General features: G+C 39.4%; 15 protein-coding genes and 1 tRNA gene. 12 read left to right on the top strand and 4 right to left on the bottom strand.

Features of this window, described 5'->3' with window-relative positions; translation table 11 throughout:
* Positions 1–65: 65 nt before the first annotated feature.
* Positions 66–3,089 carry a glycosyltransferase family 117 protein gene (locus tag J4N24_RS23045; RefSeq protein ID WP_207536101.1) on the bottom strand — a complete coding sequence of 1,008 codons (3,024 nt, stop codon included), beginning with the start codon at positions 3,087–3,089 and terminating at the stop codon, positions 66–68.
* Positions 3,090–3,292: 203 nt separating this feature from the next.
* Here J4N24_RS23045 and J4N24_RS23040 point away from each other — a divergent pair.
* The 5 genes from J4N24_RS23040 to J4N24_RS23020 all read left to right on the top strand — a co-directional run bounded on the left by J4N24_RS23040 (position 3,293) and on the right by J4N24_RS23020 (position 8,431).
* Positions 3,293–3,363 (top strand) — tRNA-Gln (locus J4N24_RS23040).
* Positions 3,364–3,434: 71 nt separating this feature from the next.
* Positions 3,435–4,379, top strand: coding sequence for a ribose-phosphate pyrophosphokinase (locus J4N24_RS23035; RefSeq protein ID WP_207536100.1), 945 nt, complete (start codon positions 3,435–3,437; stop codon positions 4,377–4,379).
* 30 nt (positions 4,380–4,409) lie between these two features.
* Complete coding sequence (locus J4N24_RS23030; RefSeq protein WP_207536099.1) at positions 4,410–4,991, top strand: 50S ribosomal protein L25/general stress protein Ctc; 582 nt, start codon at positions 4,410–4,412, stop codon at positions 4,989–4,991.
* A gap of 225 nt (positions 4,992–5,216) precedes the next feature.
* Entirely contained in the window at positions 5,217–5,777 is a 561-nt protein-coding gene (pth, locus tag J4N24_RS23025) for an aminoacyl-tRNA hydrolase (protein WP_207536098.1), read from the top strand.
* A 200-nt stretch (positions 5,778–5,977) separates the two neighbouring features.
* The gene (locus J4N24_RS23020) at positions 5,978–8,431 is read left to right on the top strand and encodes an outer membrane beta-barrel family protein (protein ID WP_207536097.1); all 2,454 of its coding nucleotides are present in this window, start codon (positions 5,978–5,980) and stop codon (positions 8,429–8,431) included.
* Between the two features lie 27 nt (positions 8,432–8,458).
* On the opposite strand, the gene J4N24_RS23015 is transcribed toward J4N24_RS23020, so the two are convergent.
* Positions 8,459–9,610: an adenylyltransferase/cytidyltransferase family protein gene (locus tag J4N24_RS23015; protein WP_207536096.1), complete on the bottom strand. Its 1,152-nt coding sequence runs from the start codon at positions 9,608–9,610 to the stop codon at positions 8,459–8,461.
* A gap of 227 nt (positions 9,611–9,837) precedes the next feature.
* On the opposite strand from J4N24_RS23015, the gene J4N24_RS23010 reads away from it, so the two are divergent.
* Both J4N24_RS23010 and J4N24_RS23005 read left to right on the top strand, forming a co-directional pair.
* Positions 9,838–10,182 (top strand): ArsC family reductase, encoded by a 345-nt coding sequence (locus J4N24_RS23010; protein WP_207536095.1) that lies wholly within the window; start codon positions 9,838–9,840, stop codon positions 10,180–10,182.
* Between the two features lie 49 nt (positions 10,183–10,231).
* Positions 10,232–12,208 (top strand): M1 family metallopeptidase, encoded by a 1,977-nt coding sequence (locus J4N24_RS23005; protein WP_207536094.1) that lies wholly within the window; start codon positions 10,232–10,234, stop codon positions 12,206–12,208.
* Between the two features lie 160 nt (positions 12,209–12,368).
* Here the strand turns inward: J4N24_RS23005 and J4N24_RS23000 are convergent, their stop codons facing one another.
* Complete coding sequence (locus J4N24_RS23000) at positions 12,369–14,075, bottom strand: IPT/TIG domain-containing protein (RefSeq protein ID WP_207536093.1); 1,707 nt, start codon at positions 14,073–14,075, stop codon at positions 12,369–12,371.
* Positions 14,076–14,092: 17 nt separating this feature from the next.
* Positions 14,093–14,908, bottom strand: a complete 816-nt coding sequence (locus J4N24_RS22995; RefSeq protein ID WP_207536092.1) for an outer membrane beta-barrel protein — start codon at positions 14,906–14,908, stop codon at positions 14,093–14,095.
* A 196-nt stretch (positions 14,909–15,104) separates the two neighbouring features.
* On the opposite strand from J4N24_RS22995, the gene rhaT reads away from it, so the two are divergent.
* From rhaT to J4N24_RS22970, 5 genes are all read left to right on the top strand, one after another.
* Entirely contained in the window at positions 15,105–16,181 is a 1,077-nt protein-coding gene (gene rhaT / locus J4N24_RS22990; RefSeq protein ID WP_207536091.1) for an L-rhamnose/proton symporter RhaT, read from the top strand.
* 68 nt (positions 16,182–16,249) lie between these two features.
* Positions 16,250–18,370: a bifunctional aldolase/short-chain dehydrogenase gene (locus J4N24_RS22985; RefSeq protein ID WP_207536120.1), complete on the top strand. Its 2,121-nt coding sequence runs from the start codon at positions 16,250–16,252 to the stop codon at positions 18,368–18,370.
* Between the two features lie 132 nt (positions 18,371–18,502).
* Positions 18,503–19,777, top strand: a complete 1,275-nt coding sequence (locus tag J4N24_RS22980; protein ID WP_207536090.1) for a sugar isomerase — start codon at positions 18,503–18,505, stop codon at positions 19,775–19,777.
* A 121-nt stretch (positions 19,778–19,898) separates the two neighbouring features.
* A complete protein-coding gene (locus J4N24_RS22975) occupies positions 19,899–21,287 on the top strand; it encodes an FGGY-family carbohydrate kinase (protein WP_207536089.1) in 1,389 nt (462 codons plus the stop codon).
* Complete coding sequence (locus tag J4N24_RS22970; RefSeq protein WP_207536088.1) at positions 21,284–22,018, top strand: (Fe-S)-binding protein; 735 nt, start codon at positions 21,284–21,286, stop codon at positions 22,016–22,018. Before J4N24_RS22975 ends, J4N24_RS22970 begins: the two co-directional genes overlap by 4 nt.
* Positions 22,019–22,053: the final 35 nt, after the last annotated feature.

Below are 22,053 nucleotides of genomic sequence, written 5' to 3'. Positions count from 1 at the left end.
TCTGTTATAAAATAAAAAACCCGGGAAGTCTACTTCCCGGGTTTTTTATTTTATAAGCGGGTTTACTATAAACCCGCTCCTGAGAATCTTGCCTCCAGCGATTTGAATTTATTCTGAAGTTTGTTTGTAAGTTCTGATTGTTTATTCTGTTCTGTAGTCTTAATCATTTCATTTAATACGGAAATTCCAAGCTGGACGTCATTCATAGCCAAATTTGGTTTGTTCTGTGATACGTCAGCAAGATAATTAAGCTCCGCATCAATATAATTTGCCGTATCTTCAATCAACTTGTTTGCTTTTCCTGGTTCATTTACTTTATACAACAGATCTGCCGTATAGTAACGGTGCAGGACAAAATAGAAAAGATAATTCTTCTCAGGTAGTACCTCTAATGCTTTATTAAGGGTGGTTTTGGCTTCAGCAATTTTACCCTCCTGTAATTGCTTTTCTGCAAGGCTATTAAAGGTCTTCATAATAGTGGCTATCATCCTTGTCGATTCAGGATCCAGATATGAAGCATTTTTCATATTACCCCATTTAAATTTGCCAACAACGTTGCTATACATCGCCTGGCTGTTTAACAGTTCCGGAGCTTGTCTGGTTGAGTCTACAAGTACTGGTTTTAGCGGAACTAGCCGGTAAGCAAAGCCTTCATTATACAGGTATTTCTGAAGTCCTATATAGTTTTCAGAAGGAACGGTAACAGCAAAATAAATTGGCCTCTTCCAATTATTATGGGCAAGAATATCAAACATAGCAAGTTCGGCCTTGGTTACATAATTCTGGTTATACGTCCACTGCATTGTTGATGCTATGCTGTCTTTCATTTCCGGACCTACGGTTTTGGTTGCCAGAACTTCTGCCGGGTTGATAGTAAGTTTTAGATTTTTGGTAGGAAGGATGTTTTCACGGCTTCCGTCCTGCAAGGTAACCTTGTCATTGTCATTGTCAGAGGTGATAATATCGAAGATTTCCTTTAATTCAACAGTATCTTTAGTGTATTCACTATAGTAAATTACATCCCTTACCCCCTGAACGAATTTACTGTCTGCCATAGTTATAGGCAGTGGATCTGCTGAATTTACTCTGTCTTTCATCTGACGAATATACCAGTCTGTCCCCAGCAAACTAAGATTTACAATTCTGACATCCGGTCTCACGCCTTCAACCTCCTGTACATACCATAGTGGGTAGGTGTCATTGTCTCCATATGTAAATAATATAGCATTAGGTGCGCAAGACTCAAGGTAATCAACCGCAAAATCTCTCGCCGTAGTTTTTTCTGATCGATCATGGTCATCCCAACCTTCTTTTGCCATTAGGCCCGGTGCAACAAGCAAGCATAGTACGGTAGCTGCAATACTTGCATTGGTATAAGAAGTCTTTTTGCCAAGCCACTCAGCAATTCCCGCTACCCCTAAACCAATCCATATTGCAAAAGCGTAAAAAGATCCAGCATAGGCATAATCTCGTTCACGTGGTTGCAATGGGGTTTGGTTAAGATAAAGTACAATAGCTAATCCGGTAAAGAAAAATAGTAAACCAACAACTCCTGCGTCTTTCTGATTTCTTTTAAAATGCCATATTGCACCAATTAAACCAACAATAAGCGGCAGGAAATAGAAGCGGTTATAGGCATTGTTTTCTTTGATACTGGGAGGAAGGTGATCCTGAGAACCTAATCTTGCTGCATCGATCGGTTTAATACCACTGATCCAGTTTCCTGAGGTAAAATTTCCATGGCCCTGATCATCATTCTGGCGACCTGCAAAATCCCATAAGAAATATCGGGCATACATAAAACCTACCTGATAAGAGAAAAGAAATCCCAGATTGTGCGCAAAAGTAGGAGACGAGCCTTCCGGAATCCTCATCCACTCCCTATAGAAGTCAGCATGCTGAGGACTACGGCTATACATTCTTGGAAGCAAGGTATTACGATCAAAAACAGTTTCGTATTTCTTTCCCACCACTTCATATTTTGTATCTCCTTTACGATAAACATTACCATCCTCTTTATTTTCGATGGGTTGTGAATCGAAGTACTCACCGTATAGTAAAGGCCGGTCGCCATATTGCTCACGGTTCAAATAGCTCAATAAAGCGAATGCGTTATCAGGATCGTTATTGTTTAAGGTTGTGTTTGCTTTAGCCCTTATCACAATCATTGCGAAAGAACTGTATCCGATTAGGATGAAAGTAGTACAAATTAAAGCGAGGTTTAAGATTGCCTTAGAATTTTTAATAGAATAAAGTATACCATAAGTTAATCCTATAATAACTAATAAGGCAAATACAATAACCCCTGATCCAAAGCCCATTCCTAATGTATTTACGAAGAAAAGGTCAAAGTAAGCAGCAAACTTTACAATGTATTGTATAATACCATATTGCACAATACCTAAAATTACTATACCAATTAATAACGCTTTGATGGTTCCCGCACTGGTTATATCGTTGGAGCGACGGAAGTAATAAACTAAGGCAATGGCTGGTATCACAAGTAGATTCAAAAGGTGAATACCTATAGAGAGCCCCATGATGTAGGCAATGAATATGATCCATCTGTCTGATCCGGGTTCATCTGCATGATGCTCCCATTTTAAAATAGCCCAAAAAACAATAGCAGTACAGAGTGAGGACATTGCATATACCTCGGCCTCAACCGCAGAGAACCAGAATGTGTCGGAAAATGTGTAAGCGAGCGCTCCAACTACTCCCGATCCCATGATGGAGATCATTTTGCCAGTAGTAATTTCTTCGTCTCTTTTTGCAAGTACTTTCCTGACAAGGGCCGTAATTGTCCAAAAAAGAAAAAGTATAGTTGCTGCACTGGAAAGCGCAGAGCTCATATTCATCCAGTAAGCAATTTTACTCTTATCGCCACCGGCAAGCAAAGAAAATATTTTAGCGATCATCAGAAACAGGGGAGCACCGGGTTGATGCACTACCTGCAATTTATATGCTGATGCAATAAACTCTCCACAGTCCCAAAAGCTGGCAGTAGGCTCTAAGGTTAAAGTGTAAGTAATGGCGGCAATGGCGAAACAAAGCCATCCAAGAAGGTTATTAGTTTTATTGTAATTCATATAGCTATATAGTAAGCTGTAATTTTATCGATGCCGAAAATAGCGATTAGTATTCAATTAGCAATTCTGTGAATAGGCCTTTAACATATTTTAAGCATTAAATCAGGATGTTATCAAAAAATTAAAAAAAAGACTTGTAGGATGTTGTTTATCGCTCTATATTTGCACCACCATTTGAGAGAGACACTTTCTCAGCAGGAGATTGCCCGATAGTATAAAGGTAGTACAACTGATTTTGGTTCAGTTTGTCTAGGTTCGAATCCTGGTCGGGCAACGTAAAAAAGAAGAATCGGATTGTGAAAAACACAATCCGAATTTTTTTTAAATCCATTAGAAAATACAGCAATGCCGCAACAGTTCAACCCTGTTAAATTATTCCCCGGTTCCGGTACAGTCGATCTTGCTGCAAAAATAGCCAAAGCTTACGGAAGAGAATTAGGAGATGTGGTGATTTCACGTTTTAGCGACGGAGAGTTTCAACCTTCTTTCAATGAATCGGTAAGAGGATGTGACGCATTTCTTATTCAGTCTACAAATCAGCCTTACGATAATTTGATGGAGTTGCTGCTTCTGACCGATGCAGCAAAAAGAGCTTCAGCTCATTATATTACTGTTGTGGTACCTTATTTTGGTATGGCAAGGCAGGATAGAAAGGATAAGCCAAGGGTTGCCATTGGTGCAAAGCTTATTGCAAACCTGATTACTGCTGCTGGAGCAAATCGTATTATGACGATGGATTTGCATGCTGCTCAGATTCAGGGATTTTTTGATATTCCGGTAGATCATCTTGATGCTTCGGTAATCTTTGTTCCTTATATCAAAAGCTTGAAGCTACCTAATCTTACTATAGCTTCACCAGATATGGGAGGTTCTTACAGAGCCCGTACTTTCGCTAAGTTCTTCAATGCAGAAGTTGTTATCTGTGATAAGAGAAGGAAAAGAGCCAATGAAATAGAATCTATGTCGATCATAGGGGATGTTAAGGACAGGGATATTGTGTTAATTGATGATATCTGTGATACTGCAGGAACCCTCGCTAAAGCTGCTGATCTGATTATGCAGAACGGAGCTAGCTCGGTAAGAGCAGTTTGTACACATCCGGTTCTGTCAGGGAAAGCATACGATACTGTCGAAAATTCAGTATTAACTGAGTTAATCGTTACAGATACTATCCCGCTTAAGCAGGATTCATCTAAAATAAGGGTGCTATCCACTGCCGAGCTGTTTGCAAAAGCTATTGCTAATGTAAATGAGCACGGTTCGATTAGTGACCTGTTTAGAGTAGATTAAATTGCATTATTAAATATAAATATATATAACATGAAAACTATCGCTATTAGCGGTTCCAAAAGAGGGAACGTAGGGAAACGCGATGCAAAGGAGCTGCGTTACGAAGGTAAAGTGCCTGCTGTTTTGTATGGTGGAAACGAGCAGATTCACTTTGCTGTTAACGCAAGTGATTTAAAAGCAATTATTTACACTCCTGAAGTGCAGTTTGTAGAAATTGATATTGAAGGAACTAAGGTTCAGGCTATCATTCAGGATTCTCAGTTTCATCCGTTAAATGAGCAAATCCTGCACGTTGACTTTTTTCAGTTAAATCCTGAGAAACCATTGATCATGGGAATCCCTGTTAAACTGACTGGTACTTCTCCGGGTGTAAAAATGGGTGGTAAATTAGTTCAGAAATTGCGTAAACTACGTGTTAAAGCTCTTCCTGCTAACATGCCTCAAAACGTAGAAGTTAGTATCGAACCTTTAGAAGTTGGTAAATCAGTACGTGTACGTGATTTAAAATTTGATGAATTCGAAATCACTAACACTCCTGAAGATACTATCGTATCAGTAACTACTTCTCGTGCTCTTCGTCAGGCTGAGCAAGAAGCAGCAAAAGGAAAATAATTTTTGAGATTACACCGTTTAGAGTCGATTACACCGATTTTATGTGATTACACTGATTGGTGTTGATTTCACAGATTTAAGGAGGCAGCCTGAAAAGGTTGCCTTTTTTGTTTCTGCACCTTCGTTGGACGATTATACAGAAGGTGCATCGGGAAGAAATCTCCAGCCTTCATGAAAAACTGCAGATTATTAATTCTAAATCGCAAATAAACTTATTTTTGATCCATGAAATATCTTATAGTAGGTCTGGGAAATATTGGAAGTGAGTACGCAGACACTCGTCATAACATAGGATTTATGATCCTGGATGAAATGGCGAAGAAAGCAGGAGTACGCTTTTCCAATTTGAAACTAGCCTATTATACAGAGCTAAATCATAAAGGGAAAAAACTGCATCTTATCAAACCTACTACTTATATGAACCTTAGTGGCAAGGCTGTCAACTTTTGGATGCAAGAACTTAAGATTCCCATTGAAAATGTCCTTGTTTTGGTGGATGATCTTGCAATTCCTTTTGGTGCCATCAGAATTAAACCCAAAGGGAGCAGTGCAGGCCATAACGGACTTAAAAGCATCGAGGGGACTGTGGGAGGACAGAATTATTCGAGACTAAGATTTGGGATAGGAGACAATTATCCAAAAGGAAGACAAGTTGACTACGTTCTGAGCGGTTTCGACGATGACGAAGTGCCCGAACTGCCAGCCCTGATTGTTAGATCGATCGAAATGATCGAAAGTTTTGTAACAGCTGGAGCTGAATTAACGATGACTCGCTACAATAAATAGAAGACTGTAACGAAACCTAAACCAATACGTCTATTAGTTAAACATTGCTTAACTTTTTTTAACAATTAGATTTATGGAACTTCCTTAAGTTAGTCATCTTATTTCATAGTTACAGTGCAGCTGATAAACCGGAAGGTAACGATTGGAATTAGAGAAGCTCGTTTTCACAATAGATACCTAAATAACCTCAAATTAAAACTATGAAACTGACCCTAAAGCAGGAGTTTTCTACCCTCTTGTTAATCCTGGCCTTTATCTCGGGCTTTGCACAGGAAACAAAGACGTACTCTATAAGAGGAGTTGTTATTGATTCTTCGTCTAAAAAAAATCTGGATTTTGTAACTGTTGCATTGAAGACCCCAGAGAATAAACCTTTTAAAACATCAATAACTTCTGGAAAAGGAGACTTTATACTCTCGAAGGTCCCACCGGGAAAGTATAAGCTATCTCTTATTAGTGTAGGTTATGGATTATGGAGTAAAGACATTGAAACTTCGGGGGAAGGTGAAACCATCGATCTTGGAACACTACCTCTCGCATCCCTGAACAGTCAACTAAAGGAAGTGACCATTACAGGGGATAGGCCTTTAATTAAACAGGAAGTTGATCGCATCGCCTATGATGTACAGGCAGACCCTGAGAGCAAGATAAATAATGTACTCGATATGTTGCGCAAGGTGCCATTGGTAACCATTGATGCCGACGATAATATCCAGGTAAAAGGTAGTGGGAGCTTTAAAGTGTTAATTAATGGCAGGCCTTCTTCTTTAGTGGCGCGTAGTCCCAAGGATGTTTTTAAAAGTATGCCAGCTAGTAATATTCAAAAGATTGAGGTCATCACTACGCCGCCCGCTAAGTACGATGGAGAAGGTTTAGCAGGAATCATTAATATCATTACCAACAAAAAAATAGATCAGGGGTACAATGGCACGGTAACTACAAGATATAACTTCCCATATGGGCCGGGGTCAAATTTGCAGATGACCCTTAAGGGAAAAAAGCTGGGGATCTCATCTTACGTGGGAGGAAATTTGAGAGATCTAGGAGCTACAAATTTTGCTCTTTCCAGAACAACTCTCGGTGACAATTCTACCTCCCTGCAAATGAACGGTAATAGAGCAAATAATGGAAGTTATATGTATTCGAATGCAGAGATTAGCTATGAAATTGATACGCTCAATCTTATAACAGCGGAATTAGGCTATAACTATGGAGATGGTAAAAACAATAACCTGCAGTTCATGAATGAGTACTTAGTATCCAACAGTGCCAGGACCAGTGGTTATAATATCTCAAATCCTAGTAGCTACGATTGGAATGGATATGATATTGGGATTAATTATCAATTGGGATTTAAGCGAAATAAGGAACAATTGCTAACAGGATCATATAAGATAAACTCTGGAGTAGATAATAACTCGAACAACTTCTTCGCATATGATCGGTATCAATACGATTGGAACTTGCATCCAAATTATGGGCAGAAGAATAATTCGGGAACAAGGGAACAAACAATTCAGATGGACTATGTGCATCCTTTCAAAAAATTGAATATTGAAGGAGGAATGAAGCTTATACTACGGGACAATTTTAGTGAGTTTGAATACGGTACCTATGCAGGAGAAACAAAGGAAAGTTTATATTCTGTAGATGCCTCAAAGTCGAACAATTTCAATTATGACCAGAATGTATATAGTTTTTATAATTCATACCACCTGAAATTAAATGACTGGGCGATTAAAGGGGGACTGCGATTGGAGCGGACGATGGTAGACGCTTATTTTGAATCTGTTAATACTCCTTTGAATACGAACTACAATAATTTTATACCCTCTCTATCTATACAAAGGAAGTTTAAACAAAGCAGTAGTATAAATTTGGGGTACACCCAAAGAATTCAAAGACCAAACATTTGGGAGTTGAACCCCTTTGAGGAGCAATTAAATGATAAATTTACCCGTTCTGGCAATAAGGACTTAAAGCCAGTACTTAATCATAATTTCGATTTGAACTACAGCTGGTTCAAGAAGGGTTCGTTGAATCTCGGTATAAGTTATTCTTTTGCTAATAATACTATTCAATATGTAAATCGAATTGAGGGTAATGTTGGAAGGGCTACTTTTGAAAATATTGGCAAAAACAAAGATTTTGGCTTTAATGTGAATACTAATCAACAAATTACGAAAGCGTTCAATATTAATTTGAATGGCCGTTTATCTTATGTCCTGATGGATGGAATAATTGATGGGATCAAAATGCAAAATGAAGGCATGCAGGGTAACATCTATACTTATCTGGGATATAAGTTTAAAAACGACTGGAAAGCTGGGGTGAATGCAGGATTTTACAGTGCATGGATTACCTTGCAGGGGCAGTCAAATCCTTACTACTACACATCTGCCAGCTTGTCTAAAGAATTCCTTAAAAAGAAGGCAACTATTTCTGCTTCAGTTAATAATCCATTTCAAAAGTTCAGGAATTGGAAAAACGAAACAAGCTCGGCACAATTTATTCAATCTGAAACATTTCAGAATTACTACCGAACCTTTGCTCTTAGTTTAAGCTATAAGTTTGGTAAGTTAAACGGATCTATAAAGAAGAATCAAAGAGGTATTCAGAATGATGATGTCGCAGGAAAAAGCGGAGGTAATTAAACTAAAAAAAGGGCCTTAGCCCTTTTTTTAGTTTGTATCACGTCTTCTTATTTTGATCCTGATGGCGTTTTCAATAGGTTTTTCTGACACGAATATCAAGTAACCACCGCCTCCGGCGCCACTTAATTTCCATCCTGTAGCATGATCTTTATAAGCTTCAATCTGGTCAAATATTTCCTTTGAAACCATATTAGGGAACATTGCAATCTGGGCCTCAAATGATTGTGTAAGATATTTTCCAAACTCCTGAACATCCTTTGCCCGGATAGCTTTCCAACAAGCGTTAGCTGCGTCAGCCAAAGATTTAGCCCCTTCTTTATTCACATTGGTATTATCAAGAACAGAATATTCAGAAGTTCTTGGTCCAAGAGTTACTAAATAAAGATGAGACTCAATCCAATCAAGAACTTGGTCATCATAAACAGATTCGATATCTTCAGGCCAATAGTTTCCGTTATAGTTCAGTTTGTTGAGACCTGGGAAAACTATACCAATTGCATCCTGTGATCCTGCTACCTCTTTAGTTCCCGGAGGATTCTCGTAGGTGAAGAGGATTTTTGCAAGTTTCTCTCTGTCGCCTGTAGGGATTTCTGTACGCCATAGTTCTATAGCTTTGTTCCTGGTACTTGACGACATTCCACTACGGTTATTAAATCCAATAGTTGGTTCAATGGATATAGTTAATACCGGGCCCGGATAATTTTTAGAAACGAAAGGCTGATCCAACCATCCTCCTGCCAGGTCTATACGAAATGGGATGAGACATTCCGTGCGTAGTGTTGTGGTAGATCTTGGAGGAAGATTTTCGTGTGGAATACGCTGCAGAACCTGGTATTCAATATTCTTTTGTTTGCAGATCTCTGCTTTAGCCGGAGTAGCTCCATCTTCATTTACCAGGAAAACATCTGGTTTTATTTCGTCCAGCTCTTCCATGAAATCGATAATTCCAAAACCTCTGTTTACCCGGCACTCTTTTATACCGGCAAGGGCTTCGATCATATATTTTCTTTCAGCTTCGGGATTTACAGGATATCTTCCTTTTAATTGGTATACGTTAGCGTCGTTTCCAATACACACGTGAACATCTCCCAGCTTTGCTGCTTCTTTTAAAAAGGCAACATGTCCACTATGTAAAAGATCGAAACAGCCCGTTACCATTACTTTTTTAGGTCTGCTCATAAATGTTTATCCAAATAGTATTTTCGTAAGTTGAGATTGTAAATTAACGGCTTTTTCTTGAAAGTCTAATTGTAATCCTCCATTTTGAGTTATGCGCACGGAAATTTTTACGTCATGCAATAGCTCTTTCTTGTATAGATGCTTTTTTTATCACTCCGTTTGCCACAAAATTTTTTAATTAAGTAACTTGCACCACCAGCCAGAATTTAAACATTATTCTTATTTCAATGACAATTTACGGGATTAAAAATTGCGACACGGTCAAAAAAACGTTGAAGTGGTTAGACGATAAAGGGATTCATTATGAGTTCCATGATTTTAAAAAATCAGGTATCAGCAAAGATAAATTAAGTGACTGGTCAGCGCAGGTTGGCTACGAAGCGCTGTTAAATAAAAGGGGGACTACCTGGAAAAAATTGGATCCAGAGCAGCAACATGCTGTAATCGGGCAGGAACCTGCATTTCAGTTGATGCAGGAAAAGACTAGTGTTATTAAGCGACCTGTAGTAGAAAATGAAGGTAAAATTTCTTTGGGATTCGATCCTGAAGCAATTGAAGCGTTACTTAAGTAAACAAAATCCTTCGGTAATTTTTATAACACGTGTAAACACAGCGTTCTCTATGTACAGATTCATTTGTTTAATTTTATATTACTTCCTATTCCAAATTGGAGCTTATGCTCAACAAAGTTCTGGAAAAAACCAGGTAACGAGTAACTATAGCTATATAGAAGCTTTTAAGCCGAATTTTTACAAAAATGGTGGGTCGGAGTACCGGCTGGCAAGTGGTAAGCCAGGGCCTCTTTACTGGCAGAACAGGGCTGACTACCAGATAGCCGTGAGGCTGGATGAGGCGAAGAACGAGCTGTCTGGACAAGAGTATATTACATATACCAATAACAGTCCTGATAATTTAGAATTTCTCTGGTTACAACTGGACCAAAACTTATTTACGAAAGGATCAAGAGGTTCCTCGATTGTGCCCCTGAGCGGAAGTCGCAATGGTGGTCGTGGACAAGTTTTTGATGCAGGTTTCAATATTAAATCTGTTAAACTGGTAAAAGGAGCAAGCGAAACAGATCTCCGTTATGCTATCAATGATACTAAGATGCAGGTTTTTCTTCCGGAAGAAGTAAAGGCAAAAGGAGGACAAGTTAAATTTCGAATAGACTACTCCTTCGTCTCTCCTGTTTACGGTTCAGACCGGATGGGCATCCTCGAGACGAAAAATGGGAAGGTCTTTGCCATGGCTCAGTGGTATCCAAGAATGTATGTCTATGACGATATGAACGGTTGGAACGTTATACCTTACACTGGTCCAAGTGAATTTTATCTTGAATATGGGAACTTTGATGTGAAGATCACAGCTCCTTCAAGTCATGTTGTAGTTAGTTCCGGAGAGTTGCAGAATCCTAAGGAGGTTTACTCCCAGGAGAAACAAAAGCTATGGGAAGCGGCAGAGAAGAGCGATCAGACCGTATCAATTCGCTCTTCAAAGGAGGCAAAGAGCGGTGCAGACCGTCCACAAGGAAAAGCTGAGCTTACCTGGCATTATAAAATTCAAAATTCCCGGGACTTCGCCTGGGCCTCATCTCCCGCTTTTATTCTTGATGCGGCAAAAATAAATTTGCCTTCTGGAAGAACAGCTTTAGCAATTTCAGCCTATCCGGAAGAAAGTAACGGCGGTAAAGCCTGGGGGAGAGCAACCGAATATACAAAGTCATCTATTGAGTTTAACTCAAAAAAATGGTATGAGTACCCTTACCCGGCGGCAGTTAACGTGGCAAGTAATGTGAGTGGGATGGAGTATCCCGGTATTGTTTTCTGTGGTTTTAAAGATAAAGCAGAAAGCTTGTGGGATGTAACTGACCACGAGTTCGGCCATACCTGGTTTCCAATGATCGTTGGAAGTAATGAGCGGATGTCTGCATGGATGGATGAAGGCTTTAATACTTTTATTAATACATTAACTACGGATAACTTTAACAACGGTGAGTATAAGGCCCAAAAGAAAGACATGCACCAGTGGGCTGCCAGTTTAATGTCGTCGCAGCTGGAACCAGTTTTTGTAAGTCCGGATAATATGAAGGAAGCAAATATTGGTATGCTTGCGTACTATAAGCCTGGAGCTGGCCTGTCTTTATTAAGAGATGAGATTTTAGGTCCTGAGAGATTTGACCGTGCTTTCAAAACATACATCGAACGTTGGGCTTTCAAACACCCCGTCCCGGATGATTTCTTCAGGACCATAGAAAATGTTGCTGGCGAGAAACTGGACTGGTTTTGGAGGGGATGGTTTATGAGTAACTGGCGCCTTGATCAGGCTGTACTTAGTGTTAATTATGTGAAATCGAATCCCAAGAACGGAGCGTTAATTACTATTGCAAATTTGGAAAAGTTACCGATGCCTCTAACTATGGATATTACAACAAAAGGAGGGAAAACATCAAGGGTAAACTTTCCGGTAGAAATATGGGCAAGAAATAATAGCTGGACATTCCAGTATCCTTCTACAGAAGAAATTGAAAAGGTAGTGGTGGATCCTGAGAAAGCGCTTCCCGACTTCAACTCGGAGAATAATACCTGGAAGAAAAACTAAGCGTTGGTACGCTGAACAGTTTATTTGTTTTCTGCTTCAGTTCGAAGCGATCTCTAATATACGCGAGATAAAGCAATTGGGGTTTAATTTGTTGAAACCAAAAGTTTTAATTAGGAATGCCTCAAAGAGAACAACTTTTAAGACATTCCTAGTTAAATTGCTAATTAGTAAAAGTGAAATTGTTTTGGCTGACAGCGGTTTGACCATAGCTATTAGTGACGCTTATCTTCATAGCGCCAGGTGAAAGACCGGATGGAACAGAAACTTCTATACTTGAATCAGTAGCCTTCAGAATTTGTCCCGCTGCTACACTTCCAAATTTAACGCTATTGTTATAGTAATATGTCCCAGGAGTAAACCCGGTACCATTAATTGTTACTGTTGTTCCAGCCACTCCGGAGGTTGGCGAAAATGAGGTGATAGAAGGCGCTAACACCGTAAAGTTGTCTGTTGCAGTCACTGTTGTATTCCCTGCTCTAACAGATATTTTAACGTCACCTGTGTTTACACCAGCTGGTACTGTTACCTTAAGCGCTGTTGTACTTGAACTATACGCAGATGTCGTAATTGATCCGAAATATACAGTATAATTGTAATTAGGTACAAAATCTCCTTGTATTGTCACCTCTCTACCAGGAGCTCCTGACAACGGTGAGAATCCACTTATTGTTACCGGTTTCACTTTAAGCTTCTGTGGTGCTTCTACATTAAATGGCCCATATTTTAAAACTACTTTGTGATCCCCAACAGGGAAATCGTTTGGGATGGTGACATTAATTTGTCCTGTTGAAATAACATTTATATTACTTGCCGGTACATCTCCAATAGTAACTGAAATGCCTCCGGGATAATAAGAGCCTGAGCTGTAAAAATTATTTCCAAAAATTGAAAAGGAACTACCCGGTAAACCAGTTGAAGGTGAAATTGAGGAAACTGTAGGGGATATAAGTGTAAATTCGCCTGGGATGACAGTTTTTACTCCATCAACTTCTACTGCTATCTGGAACTTCTCTTCTGTAACATTGGACGGAACTGTAACCATGAGCGACCCAGAGTTTAAGCTATTAATGTTAGTAGAAATAACTGAGCCGAAGTATACCCTTATGGAACTATAAGAATAGTAACTTGGTAGGTTTGTTGCCGAGATACTAATCGTAGTATTAAGATAGCCCGACTTTGGAGAGAAATTAGTAAAAGTTGGAATCAATTTGAAACTATTGCTAAGTTGTGTAATTCCTCCCCCAACATTTATACTTACAGGAATTTGATTGGAGCTATAAGATGAGCTGTTTATTCCTGAAGGAACTTCAACCACAATTTTTGAAGAAGTTATACTGAGGATTTCTGCTGAAACATTAGCGAATGTAACCTGTACTTCATCTTTAGTTAAGGAATAAAAGCTGCCGGATAGCGTGATTTGATCTCCTGTTTTTCCAGAAGATGGGCTAATGGATGAAATGGCAGTGTTTGGAAGCTGGACAGATACAACGGAACCGTAGGCTGTGCCATTTTCATCGGTTAGATAAGCTCTAACGAACACTGTACGATCGTAACTTGAGTAACCGGTTACTGTAAATTCAGACGTAATAGTTTCTTCATTTACATCTGCCCCAAGAGAAACTTTTGTTCCTGCTCCAGCGGTTACCGCTGAGCTGGAACCGTACATAAAGCCGTGATCGAGTATTTTGAAGGAGCCTTTGTGGACGATTTCTCCCGTAGCTTTCACCCTTGCAGGAGAAACAGGTTGTACCGTAATTGTTCTTACTTCAGGGTGGGAGGATTCATCTTTTTTACACCCTTCAAGAATTAATAAAGAAAATATTAGACAGATAAGGGTGAAGATACCCTTAGATAATATAGTTTTCATTGTGATTTGAGATTGGATTAGAAAATATAACCTATACGGATTCCATTCATTAAACTAGGCCCAAAAGATAAACTTTTATTCTTAAGTACAGGATCATTAACAGGTGTTGTGCTTGTGTTTCCCGTTTGTGTGATTTCAGCGTCCTTATATTTGGTAGAGTTAATTCCAAAATTGAATTCGTAGCCCAGGAAGAAATGTTTTGCCATATAGAAGTCGAAACCGGTTATTAAATTTAATCCCACTCTTGTGTACCCATAGTCACTTGGATTTAAAGAGTAAAGTACTTGAGTTGTAGAACCGTTGTAATAATTATAGGGCACTGCATTAGCCCAGCTGTTCTTGTACTCAGTAATGACTTGCCCACTGGTAATTTTTTGGTTAGCCGACCTATCTGTAACAGATACGTCTACTCCTACAAAGGGAGATAATCTTCTCGTACCCTTTAAATGCTTTTCTATTCCAATATTCGCTCCTATAGTAAAACTCTCACGCTTGCTTTCATAATTGCTATTTGTGTTAGTTCCATAATAGTTTTTATTGGAGAAGGTTGAGTCGACCGAACTTACATTAAACCCAGCTCTAATGGCAAAGTTTGGTTTTGTGAAGAACCTAAATTTAATTTGATTAAGCGAGTTGTTAAATTTAAGATCTCCTTTGAATGGATTAAAGTTAAGTTCCGTGGAGATAGATCCTTTTTCAGCTTTTAACTGGTCTTCGTTGTACGTTTTTGTTTTTCTTTGTTTAACTGTTGTTTGTTCAGATTCGGACTCTTGTCCGTTTGCAAAAAAGGCACTTAGGCATACTGCCATCGTGATTAAGGTTCTTTTCATCATACAAGTTTAAATTGCGGCAAAATTAACAGAAAATGATTCAACTGCTAATTAATTTCTAAGAATGTATTTCTTTACAGGGTAAAACTTGAATTTACCCCTTAGAAATGCCCTTTTCTCATGACAGTGCATGACAGAAGAATATAATTGCTTCTGTAATTTTACCAACATAAACAACAATTAGAACCATACAAACGAAATGCAAGCAATTTTTGGTGTTATTTTTCACTTCATAGGCGGGTTCGCCTCAGGGAGTTTCTATATCCCATACAAAAAGGTAAAAGGATGGGCTTGGGAAAGTTATTGGATCGTTGGAGGGATTTTTTCCTGGTTAATTGTGCCTCCATTAGCCGCATATCTTACTATTCCTAATTTCTTTGAAATTATTAAAGGAACCGATAGTGGTATTCTTGGTTTAACCTATCTCTTTGGAGTTCTTTGGGGTATTGGAGGCTTAACTTACGGGTTAGGAGTGAGGTATCTAGGAGTTTCTTTAGGTAGTTCGATCATTTTAGGTCTCTGCTCTGTTTTTGGAGCCCTTATTCCTTCCATTTATTATGATTTAAATCCTACTGAAGGTAAAGATACGTTTACAGATTTGATCAGTAATACCTGGGGACAAGTTGTGCTCCTTGGTATTTTAGTTTGTGTTATCGGTATAGTTATAAGCGGTAAGGCCGGTGCAATGAAAGATAAGGACTTACCAGCTTCTGAAATGGGGGAAGGTAATGCGGAGTTTAAGTTAGGTCTGGGACTTCTGGTTTCAATTATTTCCGGAGTATTAAGCGCTTGTTTCAACTTTGGAATTGAAGCAGGACACTCAATGGCGGATCTGGCTAACCAACAATGGAAGTCTGCCCATCCAGGTCCAGACAACTTCCTTTATATGAATAACGTTACCTACGTCGTCATTCTTTGGGGGGGGTTAACTACAAATTTCATCTGGTGTATGTTCCTCAATGCCCGGAACAAAACATTTGGAGATTATGGCAATAGTAAAACTCCACTTGTAGCAAATTATATATTTTCAGCCATTGCAGGTACTACCTGGTTCCTCCAGTTCTTTTTCTACGGCATGGGAGAAAGTCGCTTAGGGAATGGACCAAGTTCATGGATCCTTCACATGGCCTTTATTATTTTGATTGCAAATACCTGGGGTTTGGTTCTTAAAGAATGGAAAGGCGTTTCCAAGAAAACGTATTCAACAATCATTACCGGAATCCTTGTCATTCTTCTATCGATCTTAATAGTGGGATACGGGAATTCACTGAAATAATGCACAGTACCGGAATGGCGTGGGGTACGTCATTCTTCAAAAATAAATTAATAAATAGTAATAATAACATGTCTGTCCAAACAACACGTTTTAAGCACGTTAGCTACCTATGGGACGAAGCTAAGGCCGCAGAATTAGCAGGTGATGAAGTAGCTTTATTAATCTATCGCTCTAACTTATTAGGAGCAGATTTAAGGTTAACAAACTATGGTGGTGGAAATACCTCATGTAAAGCGATCGCTAAGGATCCTTTAACTGGTGAAGAAACTGAAGTAATGTGGATCAAAGGCTCTGGTGGTGATATCGGTACCCTAACCAGAAGCGGATTAGCTGCTCTATATGTTGATCGTCTACGCAGCTTGAAAAATGTGTATCGTGGTATTGAGCACGAAGATGAGATGGTAGAGCTTTTCAACCACTGTATCTACGATCTAAGCTCTAAAGCTCCGTCTATTGATACTCCATTACATGGATTCCTTCCATTTAAACATATCGACCACTTACATCCTGATGCAGCTATAGCAATTGCTGCTGCAAAAGACGGTAAAAAGATCACAGAAGAATTATTCGGTGGAACTATCGGATGGGTTGAGTGGCAAAAACCGGGTTTTGATCTCGGTCTACAGTTGCGTCAGTGTCTCGATGAAAATCCTGGCATCCGTGGTATTATGTTAGGTTCTCATGGTTTGTTTACCTGGGGTGACACTGCCTACGAAAGCTATATCAATACTTTGGAGGTAATTGAAAAGTGTGCTGAATACATTGAGGAAAACTACGGTAAGAAAGCGCCAGTTTTTGGTGGTCAAAAAATACAATCACTTCCACAGGATCAACGTAAAAAACAAGCGGCCGCGATTGCTCCGATCTTGAGAGGTTTCTGTTCAAGTGAGCGCCATATGATCGGTCATTTCACTGATGACCCCCGCGTTCTTGAATTTATCAACTCTAATGATCTTGACAGATTAGCTCCTCTTGGAACAAGCTGTCCTGACCACTTCTTACGTACAAAGATCAGCCCTCTTGTTTTAGATCTTGCTCCAGAAGCTGATTTGACTGACGTAGCTTCTTTGAAGGAAAAATTAGCTCCTGCTTTCGAAGCATATCGAGCAATGTACACAGAGTACTATAATACTTGCAAGCATGCTAACAGCCCTGCTATCCGCGATGCTAACCCAGTTATTATTCTTTACCCGGGTGTGGGAATGTTTGCTTTCTCTAAAGACAAGCAAACTGCACGTGTAGCTGCTGAATTCTATACAAACGCAATTAATGTGATGAAAGGTGCAGAAGCCATTTCTGAATACACTTCATTACCTCGTCAGGAAGCATTCAACATCGAATATTGGTTGTTGGAAGAGGCAAAGCTACAGCGGATGCCAAAGCCTAAAGCCCTTTCTGGTAAAATCGCATTGATTACCGGTAGTGCGGGTGGTATTGGTAAAGCTATCGCTAAGAGGTTTGTTGAAGAAGGAGCTGTTGTTGTATTAAACGATATGAATGCCGAACGCTTACAAGGTGCAGGAGATGAGTTTAAAGCTAAATACGGAAAAGATTCATACGCAACTGCTGTTCTTGACGTTACCAATGGTGGTCAGATCCAAGAAGCAATGGAAGTAGCTGCTTTGGCATTTGGTGGTGTAGATATCGTTATCAACAATGCGGGTCTTTCTATTTCTAAAACCATTCAGGATCATACAGAGAAGGACTGGGATTTATTATATGATGTATTGGTTAAAGGTCAATTCTTCATTACCCAGGCTGCAGTTGAAGTGATGCGTAAGCAAGCAATCGGTGGCGATGTTATCAATATCGTTAGTAAAAATGCCTTAGTAAGCGGACCAAACAATGCTGGTTACGGTAGTGCAAAAGCTGCGCAACTGCACCTTAGCCGCTTAAATGCTGCTGAACTCGGTGGAGATAATATCCGTGTTAACGTTGTTAATCCAGATGCTGTTATCAGTGATTCTAATATCTGGGCTGGTGGTTGGGCCGAAGGCCGTGCTAAAGCCTACGGAATTACAGTGGCTGAGTTACCCGCTTATTACGCGAAACGTACATTGCTGAATCAAATTATCCTTCCGGACGATATCGCAAACGCTTGTTTCGCTTTCGTCGGTGGATTATTGCACAAATCGACCGGAAACGTATTAAATGTGGATGGTGGTGTTGCAATGGCATTTGTTAGATAATTTTTAGTCAGAAAGACTGGAAGTCGGAAAAGTCCGAAAGATTGTGAGATCAATCATTTTGCATCTTACTTTTCTTTCAGACTTTCGGACCTCCGACTTTTGGACTTCCTAAATAAACGACTATTAATAACCATGAAACTAGAAAAGTATCAGATTGAGGAGCATAACAGTAAGTTAGCTCAACAGCATGAAAAGAAATTTCAGTTCACAGCTGAGGAAATTGCAGGCGCAGAACAAATCATCGAAAAGTTAATCAAATTCCAAATTGCTATACCTAGCTGGGCTTTAGGAACAGGCGGGACGCGTTTTGGTAGATTTTCTGGAGGTGGTGAGCCTCGTGCACTAGAGGAAAAAATTGAAGACATCGCTTTACTTCATCAATTAAATCAGTCAAGTGGAGCTGTGTCATTGCACATTCCATGGGATATCCCTTCCAATCCTGCTGCCATTAAGGCTTTAGCTGCGCAGAATGGAATTCGTTTTGATGCTGTAAATTCAAATACTTTCCAGGATCAGCCAAATCAGCAATACAGCTATAAGTTCGGTTCTTTACACCATGTGGATAAGGCGGTTCGTAAACAGGCTGTAGAGCATAATATTGAAGTAATTAAACACGGGGTTGAACTCGGTTCTGATGCTTTAACTGTTTGGTTAGCTGACGGTTCTTGTTTTCCAGGACAGTTAAATTTCCGCAAAGCGTTTAATAATACATTAGAAAGCTTACAGGAAATTTACGCAGCTCTTCCCGAGAGTTGGAAAGTTCTGGTGGAATACAAGCCATTTGAGCCTAATTTCTATTCGACTACTATCGGTGACTGGGGCCAATCTTTGTTACTGGCAAATAAATTAGGTCCTAAAGCAAAAACATTAGTTGACTTAGGTCACCACTTACCTAATGCCAACATTGAGCAAATTGTTGCTTTATTATTGAATGAAGGTAAACTAGGTGGTTTCCATTTCAACGACTCTAAGTATGCAGATGATGATGTAACTGTAGGTGCTTTAAAGCCTTATCAGCTATTCTTAATCTTCAATGAGTTAGTTGACGGGTTAGATGCGGCAGGATTAGACCATGCAACTGGTTTAGGTTGGATGATCGATGCTTCTCACAATGTAAAAGATCCTTTAGAAGATCTGTTGCAATCTGTCGAAGCAATTATGATTGCTTATGCGCAGGCTCTTTCAGTAGATAGAGTAGCCTTGGAAGCAGCTCGTGATGCTAACGACGTTGTTAGTACTCAGGAAATTATTCAAAATGCATTCCGTACCGACGTTCGTGCATTAGTAGCTGAAGCAAGACGTCGTTCTGGTGCTGCTATCGCTCCTGTTCAGTTATTCCGCGATTTGAAAATACGCGAGCAGTTAATTGGAGAAAGAGGTCTTAAAACAGTAGCAACTGGTTTATAACAATTCAAGTTTGAGACCCTAGGGATTACCTAAGGTCTCAAATCTTTTTTATTTATAAAATTACTTGCGGGATGAATTGAGCAGCATGCAAATTCAAATCTCGCATTTCATATCTTAAAATATGGGGAAGATACCTGTAATTGCAGTATTTGATATTGGAAAGACTAATAAAAAGCTTTTCTTCTTCGATGAAACGTACAAGATCGTACTTGAGAGAACAGCCAAGTTCGACGAAACGACAGATGAGGATGGAGATCCCTGTGAGAATCTTGATTTCTTAACGTCATGGGTAAAGGAAGTGCTAGGAGAGGTAATTAAGCTTGAAAAGTTTGATATAAAAGGAATAAATTTTTCGGCATATGGTGCAAGTTTCGTGCATATAGATGATGAAGGGAAACCACTAACTCCTCTTTATAATTATCTCAAGCCTTTTCCAGACAATTTGAAAGAGAATTTCTACAAAGAATATGGGGGCGAGCTTCAGGTATCTACAGAAACAGCATCACCTGTTTTAGGTAATCTAAACTCAGGAATGCAGTTATACAGACTGAAGCATCAAAAACCAGGGCTTTTTTCCAAAATCAAATATTCATTACACCTTCCACAGTATTTAAGTTTCCTGATTACAGGAAAAGCGTATTCTGATATTACAAGTATAGGTTGCCATACTAACTTGTGGAACTTTACAAGTAACAATTATCACGAATGGGTTGAAAAGGAGGAAATAGCCAGCAAATTAGCTCCTCTTTATCCTTCTGATTCTGCTGTAGAAGTTGATGTCGAAAATATTAAACGATTCGTCGGTATTGGTCTACATGATAGTTCTGCAGCTTTAATTCCGTTTTTTACAAGCTTCCAGGAACCGTTCATATTATTGTCTACAGGAACCTGGTGTGTAACTTTAAATCCATTTAATTCTTCTCCTTTAACTCAGGAGGAGTTGAAATCTGATTGTCTTTGCTACATTAGTTACAAAGGTAAGCCGGTAAAAGCTTCCAGAGTTTTTGCAGGAAATGAGCATGAACAGCAGTCAAAGCGAATTGCTGAGTACTTCAATAAGCCAGAAGACTTCTACAAAAAGGTTAAATACAACTCCTCTACAATTACGAAGCTTCAGGAGAAAAATGATTCAGCCAAATTAGTATTAGATTCAGCGGAATTGGCTACCTCGGCCTTTGCTAATCGTGATATGAGCTCTTTTTCAACTATTGAAGAGGCTTACCATCAATTAGTTACTGATCTGGTTGCCCTTCAAACCGAGTCGACTCAAATGGTTTTGAACGATGAGGTAAAACGTATCTTTGTTGATGGAGGATTTAGTAAGAATGAAATTTTTATGCAGTTGTTAGCTGCAGCGTTTCCAGGTAAAGAAGTTTTTGCGGCGTCTGTTGCACAAGCTACCTCTCTTGGTGCAGCCTTGTCAATTCATAAACATTGGAACTCGAGAACACTTCCTTCTAACATTATTGAATTAAAGTTTTTTTCAGCTTCACAGGAGTTAATTTTATGATAGTTGGGTTATTTGTGCCCTGTTATGTTGATCAATTTTATCCAAATGCAGGAATAGCAACATTACAGCTACTTGAGAAATTTGGAGTAAAGGTTGAGTATCCCTCAAAACAAACTTGCTGCGGTCAGCCTATGGCCAACTCGGGGTTTGAGCATCTGACAGGCGAATGTGACGAGCTTTTCACTGAAAGCTTTGCGAAGTACGATTATGTGGTGGCGCCCTCAGGGAGCTGCGTGCTCCATCTGAAAGAGCACCTTCACTCAAAGAAGAATCCGGAAGCTGCAGAAAGGCTTCGTGGGAGAGTGTATGAACTTGTCGAATTTCTTACCGATATTCTTCAGGTTAAAGAACTGAAAGCTAAATTTCCTCATAAAGTTGGCGTTCACCAGAGTTGTCATGGTTTAAGAGGTCTTAAGCTATCACAAATGTCAGAACTGGTAGAACCGGGCTTCTCAAAGCCAGAGTACCTGCTAAATTTTGTTGAAGGATTGGAGCTTATTAATCTTACACGTAAGGATGAATGCTGCGGTTTCGGTGGAACGTTTTGTGTGGCCGAAGAAGCCGTTTCTTCAAAAATGGGTAAGGATAGAGTAGCAGACCATGTACAAAACGGCGCAGAATACATTACAGGCGCAGATCTGTCTTGCCTGATGCACATGGAAGGCATTTTAAGAAGACAAAAAAGCAAGGTGAAAGTGGTTCATATAGCAGAGATATTAAATGCAGAATAGCTTTATTATCTATCTACCTTAAAATCAGTTTAATA

Source organism: Desertivirga arenae (assembly GCF_017355785.1).
Classification (GTDB): Bacteria; Bacteroidota; Bacteroidia; order Sphingobacteriales; family Sphingobacteriaceae; genus Desertivirga; species Desertivirga arenae.
The sequence above is the reverse complement of the archived record's forward strand: the minus strand, read 5'-3'. Positions and strand labels throughout refer to the sequence as shown.